Raw genomic sequence first — 21,107 nt, 5'->3', positions numbered from 1 at the left:
TATATTTGCTTCTCAAAAAGATACCCTTAACAGGCTATCATTCCTATACGATAACACCTAAGGCATCTCTGCGCCTCATATATTGCTTCAGACGGTGTGTAACCTTTTTCTACTTCTTCAAAGGTCCATTTTCTCTTTTCTGGATCCAGCTTTTGAAGTTCCTTTCTTTCCATACCGTCCGGAACTTCTATCTTTTCATTCTTGTTGAAAACCTTAATGGTTGAAAACAACTTATCGAAGAGTTCCTCTTCATCGGGACCAGGTTCAATACCTCTGAGATATTGATCAATCCTATCGGCAGCTTTTCTTCCTCCACCAGCGGCTCTAACCAGCACATCAGGTCCCGTCACGCAATCTCCCGCGGCGAAAATTCCCTTAACTGAAGTCTCAAAGGTGTCCGGATTAGCATCTATGGTTTTCCATTTGGTAAGTTTTATATCTTTACAGCCAGCCAAAAAAGAAAGGTCAACAGCCTGACCTATAGCAGGGATCAGAATATCGGTTTCCAGGATGAACTCTGATCCTGGAACTGGAACCGGTCGTCTTCTTCCGCTTTGATCCGGCTCTCCGAGTTCCATCTTAATGAGTTCAACTCCAACTACTTTACCATCCTGTTCGATAATTCTTGTGGGATTACAAAGGAAGTGAAAGATCACCCCTTCCTCTTCTGCATCGTGAATTTCCTCTGGATCCGCCGGCATTTCGGCTCGAGAACGTCTATAAACAAGATGCACATCAGTTTTACCCACTCTGAAGGAACATCGCACACAGTCCATCGCCACATTACCACCGCCAACAACCACTACACGCTTTCCTTCAGGATAAGGATCAATACCATTGTTTATGTCGTAAAGGTATCTAACACCTGGAATGAACCCCCTGTATCCTTTATCTTCACCTTCTATACCCATTTTAGCACTGGTCTGAGCACCAACACCTATAAAGACGGCATCGTAGTCCCTGTGAAGATCCATGATCATTACGTCTTTACCAACTTCAACACCATAACGAATTTCAACGCCTAAACCTTTAATGATATCAACCTCATGTCGTCTAAGAACGTCTGGAGGTAATCGATAATCAGGAATTCCATATGTAGCCATTCCACCAGGTTCTTTCGATTTTTCGAAAATAGTTACACTGTGGCCTTTGAGAGCAAGGTAAAAAGCGCATGAAAGCCCCGCAGGCCCAGCTCCCACGATAGCAACTCGCTTTCCTGTGGTAGCAGGAACTTTAGTTATCCGGGGTTTTTTTCTATGTTCAAATTCAAAATCGGCGGCAAACCTTTTTAACCATTTTATTGATACCGATCCTTCCACAAGGGCTCGACGACAATTAGATTCACAGGGACGGACACATACTCGCCCAAGAGTTCCAGGAAGACAGGTCATCTCCCGTATGATTGACAGAGATTCCTCAAACCGCACATCTCTAATCTCCTCAACATACCGAGGAATATCCAGATTGCTTGGACAGGCATTTTTACATGGAGCTGTAACAGAGTAGCGGTAATTTCCAGCCTGAGCCGGCTTCTTCGACGCAATTCTTTTTTCAACCTCATCTGAAAAATACTCAAGAACATGCAATATAGGCACTGGAGCAGTCTGTCCTATAGAGCATTTTGAAGTGGATTTTATAAGAACTGCAAGAGACCGGAGCGCATCTACGTCGTCCTTTGTAGCTTCTCCCTTAGCCAACTTCTCTAGAAAAGACCGCATAAAGCGAGATCCCTGGCCACAGGGAGTGCACTTTCCACAGGATTCTTTAAGCATCGCATCTGCATAATTTAAAGCCATATCGATGAGATCAACAGAATCGTCGCATACCACAATCCCGTCCCATCCAAAGAAGGCTTTAATTTTTTCTCCCGGCTTAAATTCTTCCGGCAGAGCTATCGCTTTTGGTTTCTTAGCCTTCTTTACACCTCTATTATCTACAATTTCTCCTTGCCATGAGCTAAAGAGTATCATCGCTTACTCTCACCATCTCTTGGGTTCAATTTACTTTAGCGATCAATTTCACCAAGAACGATATCAATACTACCAAGTGCCGCGATAAGGTCGGCAACAAGGCATCCCTGAGTCATAAAAGGCAAAGCCGAAAGGTTTACAAAACAGGACGATTTTATTCTCATACGGTAAGGCTTGGACGAACCATCCGAAACAATGTAGAAGCCAAGTTCCCCTTTTGGATTTTCGATAGAACTATAAACTTCTCCTTTTGGAATTTGAAAAGTTCCGGATGCGATCTTAAAGTGTTTAATCAGAGCTTCAATATTATTCATGACCTGGTCCTTAGGGGGAAAAGCTATGAAGGGCACGTCAGCCATAATGGGGCCATCGGGAATGTCTTTCATTGCCTGTTTCAAGATCCTGTTGGACTGGCGCATTTCTTCAACTCTTACCAGATATCTATCATAGCAATCACCTTTAGTTCCAACAGGAATGTCAAACTCGTAATTTTCGTATCCGCAATAGGGGGTTGCTCTTCTAAAATCGAACTTTACTCCAGAGGCTCTAAGCACAGGACCCGTGACTCCCCAGTTGATGGCATCCTCTGCTGAAAGCACTGCCACATCTTTGAGTCGCTCAATCCAGATGGGGTTTTTAGTTAGGAGATTTTCGTAGTCTTTGACGTAGTCGTTAAAAGTATCACAGAAAACCTTAAGAGCTTCCAGAAACTTATCATCAATATCCCGTCTTACACCACCAATACAGATGTAGGAAGGAGTTAACCTTTGCCCCGAAACCATCTCAAACATATCAAGAATTTTTTCACGTTCCCGAAAACAATAAAAGAAAACACTCATCGCTCCGATATCCAAAGCGTAAGTTCCTAACCACAGGAGATGCGCCGCAATTCGTTGAAGTTCCGTCATTATTACCCGAATAACTCTAGCGCGTTCAGGAACTTCAATCCCACAGAGCTTTTCCACGGCAAGCGCATAGGACAAATTATTGCTCATTGAGGCGGTATAATCTAAGCGATCTGTAAAGACAATGTTTTGTATGTAAGTCCTATTTTCCCCAAGTTTCTCTACACCACGGTGTAGATAGCCAATTATGGGAATGGTTTTTTTAACTACTTCCCCTTCAAGGTGTAACAAAAGCCTCAATACCCCGTGAGTCGCGGGGTGCTGAGGTCCCATGTTTAGAATCATTTCTTTTCTGGTTTCATTCCCTTCTACTGTCATTTTGCTATTCCTCAATTCCTTCTAGTGGGAAGTCTTTCCTAAGAGGATAATACTTAAAGTCCTCTTCCATCAGTATCCTTCTAAGATCCGGATGGTTATAAAAGGTTATGCCAAACATATCATATACTTCTCTTTCAAGCCATTCTGCTCCTCGCCATACAGACGTAACGCTTTCTACACCTTCCCCATCACCTACGGGCACCTTTACTCGAATTCTTTGACCGTTTTTTATAGAAAATATGTGGTAAACCACATCAAACCTGGGATTCCGATCCGGATAATCTACTGCCGTAACATCGGAAATTAGATCAAAGGATAACTCCTCATCCTCCTTAAGGAATTTCATAAATTCAATAAGATGCTCCTTATTTACATACACCACAGGATAATCTATGCCTTGAGAAGTGCCCGCGATAAGGGATGAAACCTTCCCCTGGATCCTGTCTATGATTTCCTGCCGATTCATAATCAGCTTCTATCCTCTATTTTTTAATGATTCCTTGTCTATTTTATCCCTCAACATCATTATTGCCGTAAGAAGGGACTCCGGTTTTGGTGGACACCCTGCCATATAAACATCGACAGGTATATACTGATCTATCCCCTGAACCACGTTATAGGTCCTGAAGACACCCCCCGTGCATGCACAATTTCCATAAGCGATCACCCACTTGGGTTCAGGCATTTGTTCATAAAGTCTTAGAACCATGGGAAGCATCTTCTTGGTTAAGGTGCCAGGAACAATGAGAAGATCAGCCTGTCTGGGTGAACCTCGATATACCTCAGCTCCAAAACGAGCGATGTCATGTCGAGCCGAAACAGTTACCATCATTTCTAGAGCACAACAGGCAAGACCGAAGGTCATGGGCCAGAGGGAATTTTTTCTTGACCAATTGAGGACCTTATCGAGGCAGGTTGTTACAATACCAAGATTGGCAAGATTTTTTTCTATTCCCATTCCAGCCCCCCCTTTCCCCACACATAGGCAAGCCCTAGCATGAGGATTATCACAAAGATAAGCATTTCCACCAGACCCAACATCCCAAGATGTTCATACAGAACCGCCCAAGGAAACATAAAAGCCACTTCCACATCGAAGATAATAAAAAGCATAGCAATGATGTAAAACTTAACAGGGAATCGTTCTCTAGCATGCCCTATGGGAATGTTACCACATTCATAGGGCATAAGTTTAGTATCGGATGGTTTTTGCTCTCCTATAAGGTGAGATAGAAGGAGAGTGACAAAAGCAAAACCAACCGATATAACCCCAAGAATTAAAATCGGAACATAGCTTTCAAGCATGGCGACCTCGACTTAATCCCAAAGATTTAATTCTGCGACACCCCGTAGCACTATAGCCAAGACATCATTTACTGAAACCATGCTGTTCTTGTCAAGTTATAACTGTGAAAAAAATCTCTTGCTTCTTTGGCAAGTTTTACCCGACCCCTAAAATCTTGCTATCTATAAATTTGACAAAATTAGACCTTGTGTTAACAAGCAAAACAACTAACAAAGGGGGATCTCCCGGATCGGGAGCCCCCTTAAGTGTTTCAAATTTTAATATTTGCTGAGAAATTCATCCATAATATCAACGCTTTTCTTTTCAATAACCAGATCAAACATCTTATCTTTTACGTCTCTAGGAAGAAGTTCGATACTTTTTGTTGTGGCGGAGTCAAATTTTGCCGTTGGAAATACTTTAAGAATCTTATCTTTCTGAGCATCGTTTGCATACACTCTAAGAACTTTTAGCCCGGCAAGCATTTCTTCGCAAAGGTTGGCAAGTCCAACGGCTTTAAGTTTTTCATAACGTTCTTCGTTAATCCAGATGTTAATTGGATATTTTTCCTCTGCCATGGTTATCTCCTCCTTAATTATCCCAGTGGTGGTATTGTAAATACCGGTGTTCTGTTCTGAAGATATTCATCTGTTACGAAGGGTGATCCAAACCCATACTTTTCAGCACATTCCATTACCAGATCAAACACTTCTGGTCGGAAGATCAATCTTGGCGGCTTAACTCCGTCGAGAATAATACTTCTTATAACCGTTCCGCTGAATTTCTGCCATTCTTTCTTGTGATTACACAGTCCTTCTGAAGTCACTTCACCACAGTGCGGACAATAGAGCCAGTTCATAGAATAAACTGGGGTAATGTTTAGCTCATTCTTTACACTTTCAAGCAAGTAATGAGCATCATAGGGTCCATAGTAGGTTCCCACACCAGCATGATCCCGGCCATACATATGATGAGTTAGTCCAAGATTGGTGCGGAGAATAGCATGGAATATAGCTTCCTTTGGTCCGGCGTATCTCATATCCCAGAAAGTAAGAGAGGTGAGGTGGTTGTGATCGCCAAAGTAACCTGATTTTCTAAGTTCGTCTTGGCAGAGAATAATCGCTTCGTCGATATAGTCACCCTTCCTCTTTTCACCGATAATAGCATTTACAAGAACTCCAACAATAGGTTTCTCAATGGAAAGTTCCCCATAGGTCTGGAGCCAGGCTCCCTTCATAAGCCATTCATGACCCGTGTGAGGCACGTTTCTTGTCTGGTGGGCCACAACACGAACCCATCCTTTTTCCTTAAAACGCTTTCTCATCTCAAGAGGGGGTATGAAGTAAGGTTCAAAAGGCGGGTTAATCTTCGGACGATTTATAAGAGTAATCTTCCCGCCTACAAACTTATCTTTGTAAGCATAAGTCCTTGCGCATCCAGGATGCTTATCGTCCGTTGTTCCATAGACCGCCTGACAGATGGTTTTTTTGTCGTATTCGTAAATTTCCTCAATTTCAAAAAGAGCCATGGGATTTCCCTGGTAGGTAAGAACCACGGAATCTCCCACTTTAATTCCGTAATCGGAAATTTCTGCATCAGAGAGGTCAAAAACTATCGGAATACTCCAGAGCACTCCGTTTGCAAGATGCATGTCCTTGCATATCCCGTCAACATCCGCCTTGCCCATAAAGCCTTCAAGAGGAGAGAAGAACCCGTAAGCAATTCCGATGACCTCATTTGCTATCTGGCTTCTAATTGGAATTTGCTTGAGTCCTTTAATTTTCTCCTTAGCCTGAGCAGGATCCATGATCCTTTCGACAATTTCTTTACCACCATGCCCTATTTCTGCCATGCCTTTCTCCTCCTAACCTAAGATTTCCAGTTTAACCAACATAACAACCTATCGCACAATTCCCACCCTTTAGGGGGCAGGATAAAATCCTAGATTTACAAATTATTGTGTAACTTATCACAATTTCCAATTCTGTCAACAGCTTTCTAATTTATGCCGCTACTTCTTCACCAACCTTTACTTCAGTTGTTTCCGCGCTCTGATCTTTCAGATAAGTCTCCTTAACTCTCATGAGAAAGATTACAATAGGTCTGTAGGCCAAATGAGCCCATTTCGCAAAGGGAACTTCCAAAACCAGCATGGGCACCGCCACCATGAGATGGATCACATAAAGAGCATAGGTAGCGAAGGGCCAGTCAAGAAGTCTTGCAAAGTGAATGAAAATACCCGTAAGGGTTGTCAATTCAAGTAGTATCAAGAACATCCAGTCTGTAGGATGGGAGTTTTTATAAGGCGGTTTACTCTTCTTCAAACGTCCAATTATCGCATAGGTGCATCCATAAAGTATAGCCGCTGTAGAATAATAACCAAGTAGACGTATGGGATGGAGAAGCTCATATTCGATGTGATCTCTCTGGAAAAGTCTTATCAGACCAACGACGAGCAGAAAAGCCGTGCTGTATCCTGTCATTATTAGTAAGTGAACGAGCCATTGTTTCTTGTCTTCACACTTTGAAAATTGCTTCTGGGTCAAGAAGTGAACGATCAATTCCCTAAATTGTTCTTTGTAATATCTAAAGGGTATCTTTCCTAAAAGATCTCCCATTATAAACTTTATGCATCGGTAGGCATTGCTAAGAAGCAGAAAAGAAAGAATTGCTGCCATAATAAGGTCAGCTATTTCTATCTTTTCCTTGGGCCAAAGAGAATTTATCCTCGCATGCTCCCAGTCAGGTTTTCCAGTGTTGAAAATTAAAAGACCTATCCCTACCAGAAGCGCCACGATAACTATAGCCGTAATTTCAAACCGTTCTGAGGTGTAAAACTTCTTGGAAAAACCCGTCCAGTCATACTGAGACGTAAGATAACGTCTCATGACCATCATCGTTTCCCCAGGATCTGCTCCTCTGGGGCATTTTTCAGAACAGGTTCCACAGTAATAGCAAAGCCATGGTTCCGGGCTTTTTAGAATCTTATCTTTAAGCCCAAGCTGAACATACTTCACGAGCTTCCTAGGAAAAGGGGTTTTACCTTCTGAAAGGGGACACACAGCAGTGCAATTCCCGCAGTGAAAACACTTGCTGGCATCTTTTAGCCCAAAGCTCTGAAGCTCTTTCATTAAGTTCGGGTCAACTTTAACGCTCATGCCAATTTCCTCCTTAAATAAATCGAGTCGCTTCTCATTTTCATAAGCGCAAGGGCACAATATCTTGCACCCTTGCACCGTTGTTTACTTAGAAGCCCTTATAAGGATTAGGTCCAATTTCTTGAATTCTTTCAGCAAATTCATCCAAGATCTTGGGTAACCTGTCATAATCGGAGATAGAAACCGTTTCGAAACGGACTCTATCTGATTCAAGAGCAAGGCGATCGAGAGTTTCCTTTATTTTACCAAGCCTTATATTCGCCAGCTCACTTCCTCTTATAAAGTGGCACTGATAATCGTCACCGTATTTACACCCTAACAGCAAGACTCCATCAATACCAGAGGACAAGGCATCAGCAATCCAGATAAGGTTCATCGATCCCAAACACCTAAGAGGAATTACTCTTACCCAGGGATTGTATTTCATATGGCGAACTCCAACCATATCAAGTGCCGGATAAGCATCATTTTCGCAGGCAAGCACTAAAATGCGGGGCTTTTCCTCATATTCATCAGGCACGTTGATGGCTTTAACCATATCACCGATCATACCCACAGAGTAGTTCTTAAAGGAGATGATACGTTCTGGACAGGCACCCATACAGATTCCGCAACGCCTACATCTTGTTGGCTGAGGAAGAGGATTAGCTTTCTCATCTTCATTGATCGCTCCAAAGGGACATTCGACCGTGCATCGCTTACACTGAGTACATCTTTGCATAAAGAATTCGGGAAAAGAGGTATCTCCAGCTCTGGGATGAACTGCCATCCCTTTATGAACAAGTTCAATACACTGGATAGCTTTCATAGCCGCTCCGGCTCCATCTTCAATGGCCGAAGCAACGCCCATGGGCCTTCTTACACAGCCTGTCGGATAAATACCGGTTCGTCTGCTTTCGTAGGGGAAACAAATAAAATGAGAATCGGGAAAGCCATATTTTAGGATGGGAACTTCGGGTCCCTGGCGATACTGAAGATTAAGAATGTCCGAGCTAAGGATGACATCAGTCGGAACAGCCTCTTCTTCTCCCTCTTTCTTTTCCGCTGCCAAGACATTTTCACCAAAGGATGTTGTGGGCACCATGCCGGTAGCCAGAACCACAAGATCCAGATCATCAATGATAACTTCATCACCTACTAAGTCCTCAAAACCTTTAACCGTAAGCCCCTGAACTCCCTTGCCCACTTCCGGGTTCTGGCACCTTACAAAAATAACTCCCTCTTCCTGAGCTTTACGATAGAGATCCTCGGACTGCCCTGGTGTTCTCATTTCCTTATAAACAATGAAAACATTAGCATCAGAGTTTTGACGTTTTACTTCGAGTGCTTGTTTAAGTGAAGCTATACAGCAAACAGTGGAACAATAGGGAAGATGCTCAGGATCTCTAGAACCGGCGCAAAGGATAAAAGCTACATTCTGAACTTCGCCACCATCTTTCGGGCGTTTTATCGCTCCCTGAGCTATCATTTCTTCAAATTCTACACCTGTCACCACATTAGGAAGACCATATCCCAACTTAGCGTTAAGTTTTGTGGGATCGTAAGGCACCCATCCCGTAGCCAGAACTATGGCTCCAAAACGATGATCTATAGTGGAACCATCCTTTAATATTGTCACATCAAACAATCCTGGACCGCCGACGGTGCTTCCAATTTTTGCTTCTGTATAAACCGTGATGTTTTCGTTATTCTGGACCTTTTGGATTATATCGTCAACGGGGTTGCTCTGAAGTCCTCTCTTGTAAGGAAAGGTAGCGATATTTTTGACTTTTTTCTGAAATCCACCAAGTTCTGCCGACTTTTCTACCAACGTAACCTTATATCCAGCATCTGCTGCGGCTAACGCTGCTGAAAGTCCTGATACTCCACCGCCTACAACCAAAACATCTTTGGACATTTCTGTATCGGGTTTATAAGGCTCAGGAAGTTCCATCCTGCCCACCTTAGTCAATCCCATTCGGAGATAATCTTCAGCCATCATTTGGGTGTTTTCATCACCTGGCGGCTGACTCCAGGCAACCTGCTCTCTAATGTTCACTCGGTCGACAATACATCCATCAAAGGAAAAAACATCATACATGACTCTAGGTGAACAAGCTGCAATAACAATCGCATTGACCCCTTCCTGTTCAATATCGTTTTTTATAACTTGAACGCCTTCCTTACTACAGAGCACTCCGTGGCTTCGGCAAACGGCAGCGTTATTTTCGCTTGCCACACTCGCCAACTGCTCAACATTTATGGCCTCTCCGATGCCACATCCCGAACATATATAAACACCAACCTTTTTTTCCATGGGACTACCTCCTTCTTGCAATCGACTTTATGGCTCGTATAGCCGCTGAAGTTCCATCCTGAACGGATTCAGCAACATTTAGAGGACTTCTCACACACCCGGCAGCGTAAATACCCGGTTGCACAACTGAACCTGGCAGGAATTGATAATCATCATAAGCCACGGGAAGAGGCATCGGTTCTACAGAAGTGCTAGGTTCCATACCCGTTGCTAAAACAACCAGGTCAAAAGGCATTTCAACGAGTTCTTCCGTCATAGTGTTTTCAACTCGAAGGATAAGTTGATCGGATGTTTCGCTCGGAAAGATCTTTGCCACCTTACCCTTGAAGAATATGACCTTATCATCCTTTTTAACCCTGAGGTAAAAATCTTCATAACGATCCGTTGCGCGGATATCGATATAGAATATGTAAATAGTAGCGTCTGGGATTTGTTCTCTAACGTAGGTGGCCTGTTTCATCGAAGCAAGGCAGCAAATACTTGAACAGAAAGGCAAGTGGTTTTCGTCTCTAGATCCCGCACATTGTATAAAAGCGACATTTTTTGGAGGTTGTCCCGTAGAGGGTCGAACTATACGGCCCTGGGTAGGTCCGTTATTTGCGGCCATCCGTTCCATCATGACATTGGTAATTACGTCAGGATAGACGCCGAATCCATAGGTATCAAGCTTTTTAGCATCATAAGGATTCCACCCGGTAGCCCAGACGACAGAACCGACTGAAAGTTTAATCGTTTTTGGCTCCATAGTAAGATCAATTGCATCGTAGGGGCATGACTCTTTCACTTTCTGAGCTTCAGAGCTTTGAACAAGAATGGGATCGATCACATATCTCATAGGGAAGGCCAGATCATGTGGCAAATAGGCTGCTTTTATTTTGTCCATACCGTAGTTGAATGGGTTGTCGATTTCAAGCGTGGTAGCTTCGGCACATTTTCCACAACAAGTGCATTTTTCGTTAACGTAGCGGGGCTTAATAAGCACGGTAACATCAAAATTACCTTCTTCCCCCGCAATAGATTCTACCTGAGCCAAAGTAAAAACGTGAATCCGGGGATTTTGTTTAATGCGGCGGAAGTTAATTTCCAGACCACAGTAAGGGGGACAGAGTTTTGGAAAATACTGGTTAAGCTGAGCCACTCTTCCCCCAAGGTATGGATTTTTCTCTACAAGATACACTTCGTAGCCTGCTTCTGCGGCTTCAATAGCGGCTGTCATTCCGCTCATTCCGCCGCCTACAACAAGAATACTTTGGTTTGTCGGGCCACTCATCATTTCCCTCCTCGAATTAGCTCAACACACGAAATCCTAGACATATATTTGGTTTTATCCAAGACACTGTAGCAACAACCTTTTCCTTTGAGGCTATACACAAACTTGAAACAACTATCATGTGCTTATATACACAAACAAATTCAAGGACGCAAACAAAAAGTGTGTGATAGAAGCTTGACAGATTGGAAAAAGAGTGGAAAGAAAAAATGTGTGAGAAAAAGAACACAAAGATGGAAATAACCAGGACGAATGACGAAAAGGATGGAGAACAATCATGAGTGAGAAAAAAGATCAAAAGAAGTGGACGGAATGGGTAATTAAGTTCGTTCTTTCGTGCGTGGCTGCTTTTCCTGTTTATGCCTTTTTCTACCTAACCTTCCCGGCTTCTATGTTTGCCTTCTATTTGATAACCGCTGGATTGATCATGGCTTTTGCGCCCTGGGACGATCTTAAGAAGAAGTTTCTTTCTTGAGTCCCTGTCGGGCAAGATAAATAAAAAAATCATAAAATCCGCCGCGTGAAGTCTTGCTTTTCATAAAAGCGGGATGACAGCGGCGGATAAGAAATAAAGGGGTGATTTTTTCTATAGAACAATTTTTTAACTTACTACGGCCGAAGCCAAAATGTCACTAGCTTGCAATATTGGGTTTTGGCATAGAAAAAAGAAAGCCATTGGCGTTCTGTGTAAAATGCCATTCTAAGGAAAATTATCATGGATAACCAACAGGGACAAAAAACGGGCTTACTGCAAATCCTTCGTCGTATATTCATCTCCGTTTCTATGCTGTGGATTGGATTTCTCATAATAGGCATTGTTACCGCTGTTGTTACATGGATCATTACTGGAGATGGAAAAGATCCCATTTTAAAGGGGGTCCCGACAAATCAAATTTCCCAACTCCGAAACATCCTCATAGGACTGGGCGTTATTGAAATCTTGATTGGCGCCTGGGTTAAAAATCGCTTTCTTCAATCAGCGCAAAAAGTGGAAACAACCGAGAAGGATAAAATTTTTTCTCTTATCGCAAAATTATATGCGCAGGCACATCTTGTTCCTGCATCTATGGCCCTTTCTGTTTCCTTTTATGCCTTAATTTTGGGGTTAGTAGGAGCCGACAAAAACTCCGTAACAATTCTTCTAATTATAAGCTTCTTCGGGTTATGGCTCTTCCAACCAAGAATGAAGCAACTTAAAGCCCTGATTGCTCAGATTATAGGTCCAGGTGGCCAAAGTTATCTCGATGGTTCATAGTGCTAATCCCTAATTTTTATGGTTATCTCAAAAATCAAAAAGTTTTTTAGGTCGCAAAACTCTGTCCAAGATTGACATATCTTTGAAAGATCGTTATAAGAAAGCGGCTTGCATTGTTACAAGGCTGACATCGTTTCAAAAGGAAATTTCATCAGAATCGTAAGGAGATTTGCCATGGCTGGAAAAAACGTTGTGGAAATTACGGATAAGAACTTTGAACAGGAAGTAAGCAAATCTGACATCCCAGTGCTGGTCGATTTTTGGGCTGCTTGGTGTGGTCCCTGTCGTGCCATTGCTCCAGTAATAGACGAGCTGGCAAATGAATATGCTGGAAAAATCAAAGTTGGCAAATGCAATGTTGATGAAAATCCGATTACGCCTTCTAGATATGGCATTAGGGCCATTCCTACTCTGATTTTTTTCAAAAATGGATCGGTAGTTGAGCAAATTACTGGAGCCGTGGCAAAGTCTCAAATAGCCGCGGTAATTGATAGAATTATTTCGTGAGATGAGAATACGCAAATTTAGAGCCTTCCCTGCTCCCTAGGCTTTTCACCCAAGTGGAGGAAATTTAAAGATGATTTATGATGTGGCAATTGTTGGAGCCGGACCTGCGGGTTGTGCCGCTGGCATGTATGCAGGGAGAGCTCGCCTCCGGGCGGTTGTAATAGAGCGGCTTTCCCCCGGAGGACAACTTCTTAACTATTCCAAAGTTGAAAATTACCCTGGATTTGCAGAAGGAATAGAGACTTTTGAGTTATCTGAGAGATTTGCAAAACATATGGAAATTTTTGGTGTAGAAAGGATAACCGCAACACTGGAAGGAATCGAAAATATACAGGAAAAGATAAAAAGGGTCGTAACATCAGCAGGTGTTATTGAAACTAAATCCATCATAATTGCTTCAGGGGCAACCCCAAAAAAGCTAAACGTCCCTGGAGAAAGGGAATTTACTGGAAAAGGGGTTTCATATTGTGCAGTCTGTGATGGACCTTTTTATCGGGGGCAGGATGTTGTTGTGGTAGGTGGAGGAGATTCGGCTCTTGAAGAAGCTCTTTATTTAACTCGCTTCGCTTCCAAGGTATTTCTGGTTCACAGACGTGACCAATTTCGAGCTGCCAAGATTCTTCAGGATCGTGTATCGGAGAGTGATAAAATCATCACGGTCATGAATACTACAGTGAACGAAATCAAGGGTGGAGGCGAAGGGGTTCAGAAAATATCTTTATTTGACAAAACAAATCAAAAGACTTACGAATTAGAAGCTCGAGGGGTTTTCATATTTGTAGGATTAGAACCTAACACATCCTTTATTCCTAAGGATATTAGGGTTGATGAACAGGGATTTATTATTACAGATGATAGGATGCAAACATCCGTTGAAGGAGTGTTTGCGGCTGGCGATGTAAGATCTAAGCCCTTAAGACAGATTGTTACGGCTGTAAGTGACGGAGCTGTGGCTGCTTTTTCAGCAAGCCAGTATGTAGAACATTTAGCTTAAGCCTTCCAAAATAAATGCGGTCATGTCTTATGATCGCAACTACTTGCAGGGATCACTATGATAAGACTTACAATTAAAGGGTGGATAGGGGTAAGCCTTTTGGCTATAATTATGACGATGTCTTACGGTTGCGGGACTGATATAGCAAGATTCTACTTTGAAGATCTCTTTGAATCTGGAAAATCTACTGAATCTTCCGCAGACCAGCTAGCATGGAAGGGGCTTGAAAGCTTTAGAAAGAAAAAATACGGAGAAGCTCAGAAGGCATTTCAGAAGCTGATAGAACAGTATCCATACAGCAAACATGTAATCCTGGCAGAACTAAAACTGGGCGATGCTTACTATCTCGATAAAAAATATGCTGAAGCAGCGGTTGCTTACGAGCAATTTGCAAGACTTCATCCTGGTCATGAAGCAGCTCCCTATGCTCTTTATCAACTTGGTATGAGTTACTTTAAGATGGGCGAAGATGTTGACAGAGATCATGAGCAACTAAACAAGGCTCTTTCTGTTTTCGAAAGACTTGCTAAAGCCTACGCTGGAACGCCCTATGCTGCGAAGGCAGCGACGCAAGCTTCTCTTTGTAAACAAAAATTAGCGGATTATGAACTCAAGGTAGCTACATTCTATTACAAACGTGGAAAATATACAGCTGCAAAGAAAAGACTGGAATATGCTCTGGCAAACTATCCATCTGAACTGGCTCAAATTAAAAGAATTCAAGAAGCTGAAGACATGCTTAAAAAATGTCGAGACAAAATAAACAAAGGAGCTGAACAACCAAGTTTTTGGACACGGATCGGCTTCTAAAGTTTTATCATCCTAAGTCCCCACATATTTCGGACCAAGCGATTAAACATTGCGTTATCCGAAAAAAATTAGTCCCATGGAAAGAGGAGGGAAACCATGGCTATTACAAAGCACGAAAAAGATGCCGAATTGGCTCAAGAACAGGAGATGATTATTGAATCTCCCCCTGCTGGTGGAGTCTTAAATCTGACAGAAATTAAACGTAAAAACATACAGAGTCTCATTCGTATTGCTCAGGAGTATGGCATCGAAGGCGCATCGTCAATGAGAAAGCAAGATCTTATTTTTTCAATCCTTCAAAGTCACGCTGAAAGGAATGGCATTATATACGGCGAAGGAGTGCTGGAAATCTTGACGGACGGATTCGGTTTTCTAAGAACTCAGGATTATAATTACCTTCCTGGTCCTGATGACATTTACGTCTCCCCATCACAAATAAGACGATTCAACTTAAGAACCGGTGATACTGTATCAGGTCAAGTGCGTCCCCCAAAAGACAATGAACGCTACTTTGCTCTATTGAAGGTCGAATCGATCAATTACGAACCTCCAGAGGTGGCAAAAGAAAAAATTCTATTTGACAACCTGACCCCAATATATCCAAACCAAAAAATCAAGCTTGAAACCGCTCCTGATAATTTCTCAACCAGAGTTATGGATATGTTAACACCAATAGGTTTTGGTCAGAGGGGCCTTATTGTTGCTCCCCCCAGGACAGGAAAAACAATGCTTCTTCAGAACATCGCTAATGCTATTGCTCGTAATCACCCAGAAGCTTATTTGATAGTCCTTCTGATTGACGAAAGGCCAGAAGAAGTTACCGATATGGAAAGAAATGTTCGAGCGGAAGTAGTAAGCTCAACTTTTGATGAACCTGCTCAGCGCCACGTTCAGGTAGCAGAAATGGTCATAGAAAAGGCAAAACGCCTTGTGGAACATAAACGGGATGTGGTCATTTTGCTAGATAGCATTACCAGGCTGGCAAGAGCATACAATACGGTAGTTCCTCCAAGCGGAAAGATTCTTTCGGGAGGTTTGGATTCTAACGCCCTTCATCGTCCAAAACGATTTTTTGGAGCAGCTCGTAATATCGAAGAAGGTGGAAGCCTAACCATCGTAGCCACTGCTCTCATCGATACAGGAAGTAGAATGGATGAAGTTATTTTTGAAGAATTCAAAGGTACCGGTAATATGGAGATTGTCCTGGACAGAAGGCTTGCCGACCGCCGTATCTTCCCTGCAATCGACATAAACAAATCTGGAACCAGAAAGGAAGAACTCCTGTTACCACCCAAGGACCTGAACAGAATATGGATACTCCGCAAACTTCTTTCACCTCTAAACCCTGTGGATGCAATGGAATTTCTTCTCGACAAAATGGCAGGAACCAGAAACAATGCAGAATTCCTCGCATCTATGAGCCAATAAAATCTTTTGCAGGATTAATCGAAGATGAACGCTCCAGTTGTAGCTATTGTAGGACGTCCAAATGTCGGAAAATCCACTTTGTTTAATAGACTTCTTGGAAAACGCAAAGCTGTGGTTGATGATAAGCCTGGTTTAACAGTGGATCGACTTTACAGTGAAGTGCAGTGGAAGGGACATCTATTTACCATCATAGATACGGCAGGACTTTCAATTCTGAAAGATTCTTCCCTGGTAGAAACCCTTACCAATCAAGTCATGTTCGCAATAGATGAGGCAAACCTGATTTTATTCGTGACTGATGGACAGAGCGGGCTCAATGAGGAAGATCAATTCATCGCCGATCTTCTTCGCAAATCTGGAAAGCCTTTTTTCCTTGTGGTTAACAAGATAGACAATCCCCGCAAGACGTCTCTGATTTTAGCGGAATTTTATAGCTTGGGCATAGATCATCCCTATCCGATAAGTGCTTTACATGGAACGGGCACAGAAGACCTATTGGATGACATCGTTAAATTTTTGCCTTTTTATCAAGAAGCGTCTGAATATAAAGATGATGAAACAAGTAAACCGATAAAAGTCACTATAGTTGGGCGTCCCAATGTTGGAAAATCGACCATGCTTAACAAGATTCTTGGGTTTCCCCGAGTCCATGTAAGTCCAGAACCTGGGACCACCAAAGATCCGGTAGAGGTAAGCTTCGAGCGAGGAGGACGTCATTTCTGCTTCGTCGATACAGCGGGTATAAGGCGAAAAGGACGCATTAAAGAAAGGCTTGAAAAGGTCTTCGTTGGAAAAGCCCTGGAAAGCATCAATCTCTCCGATATAGCCATACTCTTAATTGACGCTCAAGAGGGTCCCACGGATCAAGATTCCCATTTAGGAGGTTACATCCAACGAGCCGGAAAAGGTTGCATAATAGGAATCAACAAATGGGATACCTTAGTGGACAAGTCTCCGCAGGAAATCAAAAATTTTCTCGCTATAGTTAAGGAACATTTCAAATTCCTTGATTACGCTCCCATAATTCCCTGTTCGGCTCTTACGGGGAAAAATATCGCCAAGTTTTTTCCTACTATCGAAAAGGTATATCAACAATACACGACCCGTATAGGAACTGGAGTTCTTAACCGAGCTTTAGAAAAAATTGTTGAAAAGCATCAACCACCAGCTTCATCTGGAAGACAAATAAAATTTTACTATGTTACTCAGCCCGGCATAGCTCCACCCACTTTTGCCATTTTCTGCAACCGCCCAGAAGATGTTCATTTTTCTTATGAAAGATACCTTGAAAACCAGATAAGAAACACTTTCAAGCTCAGTCATACTCCTATAAAGATCATTTTAAGAAAGCGAGGCGAAAGCTCAAAAATTCTCAGTGCTTAATCGATCATGTAAGGAAAAAGATCTGTTTCGTCTCTTATACGCCCTTCTTGAACAAGTGCTGGAAGGGCTAGAAAAAATTCATACTGTAAGGTTTTGCTTCGCTTTTTTGCTCCAAGAGCGTAAATTTTGCACTTATTTGAAAGTTCCTTTATTACAGCCTGCCGCTGATTCGTTGATAACGGTTCATGCAAAAGGAGCTTAACCATCGCAAAGATTCGGAATCTATCAAGCGCCTTTATTGAACTGGAAAGTTGATCTTCGTGTCCACCTCGTTTGATCACGAGTTTATTCCTAACCAGCCCTACAGGATATTGGTAACCAATACGCAGCCACAAATCATAGTCCTCGCAGGCTGGGAGACGTTCATCAAAGAACCCCACGCTAGTAAAGATAGATCGATGAATCATGACAGCCGATGGACTTATAAGACACCGTTCAAGAAGCCTGTCAAAACAATATCCTTCGGGTTTTTCATGATATTTCCTGGGATTTAAATGAGTTCCTCGCCGAAGCCATAGTTCATCAGTTTGAGAGATCAGAATATGGGGATTTTCTAAACAAAACCGCCAGTGATGGAAAAGTTTATGTGGAAGCCACAGATCGTCAGAGTCCAAAAAGGCTATCCATTCCCCAGATGACAACATAATTCCATGATTTCTAGCAGAACTCACACCCCTATTATTTTGAAAGACATACTTTACTCTGCACCTAAAAGCTTCCATTATTTTGGGAGTTTCATCAGTTGAACCGTCATCTACGACAATAACTTCAAGTGGAACTACCCTTCGTTGGGAAAGAACCGATCGGACAGCTTCTTCAATAAACCTGGCGCGGTTAAAGGTTGTAATAACCACACTTACAGGAACAACGATAGATGGCATGCTCTATAGAAACAAAAGACCTATAAATCCAGGTATAATGAAACTTCCATCAATAAGTAGGTCGGTCATGGTGGAATCGGTTATTGTTCTTTTGCCAACAAACCGACTAACACAAAAGGCCAATACTCCCAGCGGCACAACGAAAAGATAGGCTGCTCGACTAAGTATTCCGATAGACGGTCCCAGAAAGAGCATCAAGAACAGAGCAAATATTCCAGCGAAAAGGTATTTTTTTGTCTTTTCCAGTCCCCAAACACCTACAAGAGTTCCCCGACCAATAACACGATCCCGTCGAGTTTCAATAAGATCCTGAATGAGATGTTTCATAAAAAGGGTGAGAAACGCAACCAGCCCCACAACAAATAATTCCAGAGGGTGAGAAAAAAGCTCTCTTCCAAAGGGCATAAGCACTGTCAGTGCAGTCCAAAAAAGGGCTTTTACTAAGTATCCCAAGCCCAGAAAAGATCGAAGATCGTCACCTGAGATAAGAAGAATGCTTCCGAGAATTACAGCTAAGGCAAAACCGGGCATTGCCCAGAGGTCAAGCCATACACATCCAGAAAAAATCATAGAGAGCGTAACGGCAAGACCGATAAGAAATTTTCTGTGTTTTACGAGAAAATTCGTCCATTGGGGATCATTAAAAAGCACTCCATCGTAAGAAAGATAGCAATAAAGAACTTGCATTGCAAAACACAGCAGTCCAGCAAGGAAAGCGACCATGAAACCTGGTCTAATTCCCAAAAGGAGACCGACAGCAAAAGTAAAAAAGAAACCCGTTAGAAAAGAAATACCCTGAGAATAAACAAGAACTTTGTATAGTTCACGAATGTAATCCTTTATGGAAGCTTTGCGATGTGAAATGGTTTCCAGAAAGCGAACAACATTTTCAATCATCCACTGCGGAGTTGAAGCTCCGGCTGATACCCCTACAACTCTGTAGCGTGACATTTCTTCCGGGTTTAGATCCTTTTCAGTTTCCACGTGGTAGGTCGGAACTCCTTCCATAAGAGCAACCTGAGCCAATCGCACAGTATTACCGCTGTGGTAACCCCCAACTATAACCATAGCATCTACCTTGCGAGCGAGCTGCCTTACTTCTTCCTGACGTTCGTGAGTAGCACCGCAGATGGTTTTCTTTATAACCCCTGATGGGTATTTCTGACGAAATCGTTTAACAACTTCTTCAAAGATTTCTTCATTTTGGGTTGTCTGAGCCACAAGAAGAACTTTTTCCCAGTCGTCTGGGAGTTTTTCAACATCGTCAGGGTGCTGAATGGCAATGCCCTTTCCTTCAGCATACCCCAAAAGTCCAATCACTTCGGCATGATCAGCATCTCCCACAATAACCGTGTGGTAACCTTTACGAGCATGCTGACGGATTACGGCTTGAACTCGAGCAACCCGCTTACAGGTGGCATTAATAACCTTGGTGGCTCTTTCGTAAATCTGGCGGCGAAGGTTGGGGGGAATACCGTGAGCTCTTATTACCACGGTCTTTCCTTCGCATTCTTCAGGAGAATTAACTTCTCGAACGCCTTTTTCTTTAAGAATTGCAAGAACCTGATGGTTATGAATCAGTGGCCCGTAGGTGCAGATGATCTCATCAGGTTTTCGACGCTTTACAGCATCAAGAGTTACATCAAGGGCATAACGAACGCCGTTACAAAAACCAGCCGTCTTCGCAACAATAACTTTCACCGGTCTTTACCTCACGATCTAAAAAGTTTATACCTTTGCTTGAATGTGCAACCGATTAGAAGCTTTAACGGTCATTTTTTAAACGTAGAGCGAAATGAATAGCAAGTTAAAACCTTTTGCGTGGGTGCTGGCTAGCATTAAAAGTGAACTGAAGCCTTTAATAGAAAGCAAGCAAGGAGAAGTTTATCCTTTTCATGGCCAGCAACTGTGGAAGCTGGAGTGTTCCAAAGGAAGGATTATATTACTTGCTACGACGGGCATTGGAAAAGCAAATGCTTCCTTTACTGTTGGCGCATTAGCTGAAAAATCCGATTATCCTGAAATTATTATAAACGTTGGTATCGCAGGCTGTTATGACTCTACCCCTGTCTCGATAGGGGATGTAGTGATTGTTACAGAATGTATAATGGGAGATGAAGGAGTCTGGCACGAAAAAGATTATATGTCATCTTACGACGCTATCGGCATCTCACCGCTGGAATCTATAGATGACGCCCTTTACGGCAGAATCGCTCTTAAATTTGAAAAAGTAGTAAAATTGCTTCCATCTGGGATTCATTACCAGGAAAGAGTTCTTCAGGACAAAACAGAGCGTCTAGATCTAAGGGAAGAACCAGCTAGGGCTTTCAGGGTTTGGTATGGATCAAGTTGCTCTGTGGGGCTTGCAAGCGGGTCGCCAGAAGTTGCTTTATTTCGTCAAAAAACCTATGGAGCCTGGATTGAGGAAATGGAAGTTTCGGCTATTGCTCTGGCTGCGCTAAGAATGGGAATTCCTATTGTCGCCATTAGAGGCGTAAGCAACAGAGTCGGTGAGAGAGACAAGTCACTGTGGCAGATGGATAGAGCTATCTCTAACGCATGTAGTTGCGTAATAAAAATCCTTCAAAGCGGTTTGACTGATGATGGTCTTGAATAACCGAGAAATCCATGAGAACATCTAGCGAAA

General features: G+C 42.6%; 20 protein-coding genes. 8 read left to right on the top strand and 12 right to left on the bottom strand.

What is annotated here, in order from left to right; genetic code table 11:
- Positions 1–26: 26 nt before the first annotated feature.
- The 10 genes from WHS38_10320 to WHS38_10275 form a co-directional block, all read right to left on the bottom strand.
- Complete coding sequence (locus WHS38_10320; protein ID MEJ5301371.1) at positions 27–1,970, bottom strand: FAD-dependent oxidoreductase; 1,944 nt, start codon at positions 1,968–1,970, stop codon at positions 27–29.
- 35 nt (positions 1,971–2,005) lie between these two features.
- Positions 2,006–3,193 (bottom strand): NADH dehydrogenase (quinone) subunit D, encoded by a 1,188-nt coding sequence (nuoD, locus tag WHS38_10315; GenBank protein ID MEJ5301370.1) that lies wholly within the window; start codon positions 3,191–3,193, stop codon positions 2,006–2,008.
- Positions 3,194–3,197: 4 nt separating this feature from the next.
- Positions 3,198–3,659 (bottom strand): NADH-quinone oxidoreductase subunit C, encoded by a 462-nt coding sequence (locus WHS38_10310; protein MEJ5301369.1) that lies wholly within the window; start codon positions 3,657–3,659, stop codon positions 3,198–3,200.
- Between the two features lie 9 nt (positions 3,660–3,668).
- A complete protein-coding gene (locus WHS38_10305) occupies positions 3,669–4,151 on the bottom strand; it encodes an NADH-quinone oxidoreductase subunit B family protein (GenBank protein ID MEJ5301368.1) in 483 nt (160 codons plus the stop codon).
- Entirely contained in the window at positions 4,142–4,498 is a 357-nt protein-coding gene (locus WHS38_10300; GenBank protein MEJ5301367.1) for an NADH-quinone oxidoreductase subunit A, read from the bottom strand. Before WHS38_10300 ends, WHS38_10305 begins: the two co-directional genes overlap by 10 nt.
- Before the next feature lie 258 nt (positions 4,499–4,756).
- On the bottom strand, positions 4,757–5,056 hold the full coding sequence (locus tag WHS38_10295; protein ID MEJ5301366.1) for a hypothetical protein: 300 nt from the start codon (positions 5,054–5,056) through the stop codon (positions 4,757–4,759).
- A gap of 17 nt (positions 5,057–5,073) precedes the next feature.
- Positions 5,074–6,330, bottom strand: coding sequence for a sulfate adenylyltransferase (gene sat, locus WHS38_10290; protein ID MEJ5301365.1), 1,257 nt, complete (start codon positions 6,328–6,330; stop codon positions 5,074–5,076).
- Positions 6,331–6,481: 151 nt separating this feature from the next.
- Positions 6,482–7,636, bottom strand: coding sequence for a 4Fe-4S dicluster domain-containing protein (locus WHS38_10285; GenBank protein MEJ5301364.1), 1,155 nt, complete (start codon positions 7,634–7,636; stop codon positions 6,482–6,484).
- Between the two features lie 88 nt (positions 7,637–7,724).
- Positions 7,725–9,932: an FAD-dependent oxidoreductase gene (locus WHS38_10280; protein MEJ5301363.1), complete on the bottom strand. Its 2,208-nt coding sequence runs from the start codon at positions 9,930–9,932 to the stop codon at positions 7,725–7,727.
- 4 nt (positions 9,933–9,936) lie between these two features.
- Complete coding sequence (locus WHS38_10275) at positions 9,937–11,202, bottom strand: CoB--CoM heterodisulfide reductase iron-sulfur subunit A family protein (GenBank protein ID MEJ5301362.1); 1,266 nt, start codon at positions 11,200–11,202, stop codon at positions 9,937–9,939.
- A 277-nt stretch (positions 11,203–11,479) separates the two neighbouring features.
- On the opposite strand from WHS38_10275, the gene WHS38_10270 reads away from it, so the two are divergent.
- The 7 genes from WHS38_10270 to der all read left to right on the top strand — a co-directional run bounded on the left by WHS38_10270 (position 11,480) and on the right by der (position 17,579).
- Complete coding sequence (locus tag WHS38_10270) at positions 11,480–11,677, top strand: hypothetical protein (protein MEJ5301361.1); 198 nt, start codon at positions 11,480–11,482, stop codon at positions 11,675–11,677.
- A gap of 240 nt (positions 11,678–11,917) precedes the next feature.
- Entirely contained in the window at positions 11,918–12,457 is a 540-nt protein-coding gene (locus WHS38_10265) for a hypothetical protein (protein MEJ5301360.1), read from the top strand.
- Positions 12,458–12,631: 174 nt separating this feature from the next.
- Complete coding sequence (gene trxA, locus WHS38_10260; GenBank protein MEJ5301359.1) at positions 12,632–12,964, top strand: thioredoxin; 333 nt, start codon at positions 12,632–12,634, stop codon at positions 12,962–12,964.
- A gap of 70 nt (positions 12,965–13,034) precedes the next feature.
- The gene (trxB, locus tag WHS38_10255; protein ID MEJ5301358.1) at positions 13,035–13,958 is read left to right on the top strand and encodes a thioredoxin-disulfide reductase; all 924 of its coding nucleotides are present in this window, start codon (positions 13,035–13,037) and stop codon (positions 13,956–13,958) included.
- A 57-nt stretch (positions 13,959–14,015) separates the two neighbouring features.
- Positions 14,016–14,768: an outer membrane protein assembly factor BamD gene (bamD, locus tag WHS38_10250; protein ID MEJ5301357.1), complete on the top strand. Its 753-nt coding sequence runs from the start codon at positions 14,016–14,018 to the stop codon at positions 14,766–14,768.
- A gap of 147 nt (positions 14,769–14,915) precedes the next feature.
- On the top strand, positions 14,916–16,196 hold the full coding sequence (gene rho, locus WHS38_10245; protein MEJ5301356.1) for a transcription termination factor Rho: 1,281 nt from the start codon (positions 14,916–14,918) through the stop codon (positions 16,194–16,196).
- A gap of 24 nt (positions 16,197–16,220) precedes the next feature.
- Positions 16,221–17,579, top strand: a complete 1,359-nt coding sequence (der, locus tag WHS38_10240) for a ribosome biogenesis GTPase Der (GenBank protein MEJ5301355.1) — start codon at positions 16,221–16,223, stop codon at positions 17,577–17,579.
- Here der and WHS38_10235 read toward each other — a convergent pair.
- Entirely contained in the window at positions 17,576–18,460 is an 885-nt protein-coding gene (locus WHS38_10235; protein MEJ5301354.1) for a glycosyltransferase, read from the bottom strand. The genes der and WHS38_10235 overlap by 4 nt on opposite strands.
- A gap of 3 nt (positions 18,461–18,463) precedes the next feature.
- Positions 18,464–20,161, bottom strand: coding sequence for a 4-hydroxy-3-methylbut-2-enyl diphosphate reductase (ispH, locus tag WHS38_10230; GenBank protein MEJ5301353.1), 1,698 nt, complete (start codon positions 20,159–20,161; stop codon positions 18,464–18,466).
- 94 nt (positions 20,162–20,255) lie between these two features.
- Between ispH and mqnB the strand changes: the two genes are divergently transcribed.
- On the top strand, positions 20,256–21,077 hold the full coding sequence (mqnB, locus tag WHS38_10225) for a futalosine hydrolase (protein MEJ5301352.1): 822 nt from the start codon (positions 20,256–20,258) through the stop codon (positions 21,075–21,077).
- The last annotated feature ends 30 nt before the right edge of the window (positions 21,078–21,107 follow it).

This window comes from Thermodesulforhabdaceae bacterium (assembly GCA_037482015.1).
In the GTDB taxonomy this organism is placed as follows: domain Bacteria; phylum Desulfobacterota; class Syntrophobacteria; order Syntrophobacterales; family Thermodesulforhabdaceae; genus JAOACS01.
This window is presented reverse-complemented; position numbering and strand designations above follow the sequence as displayed.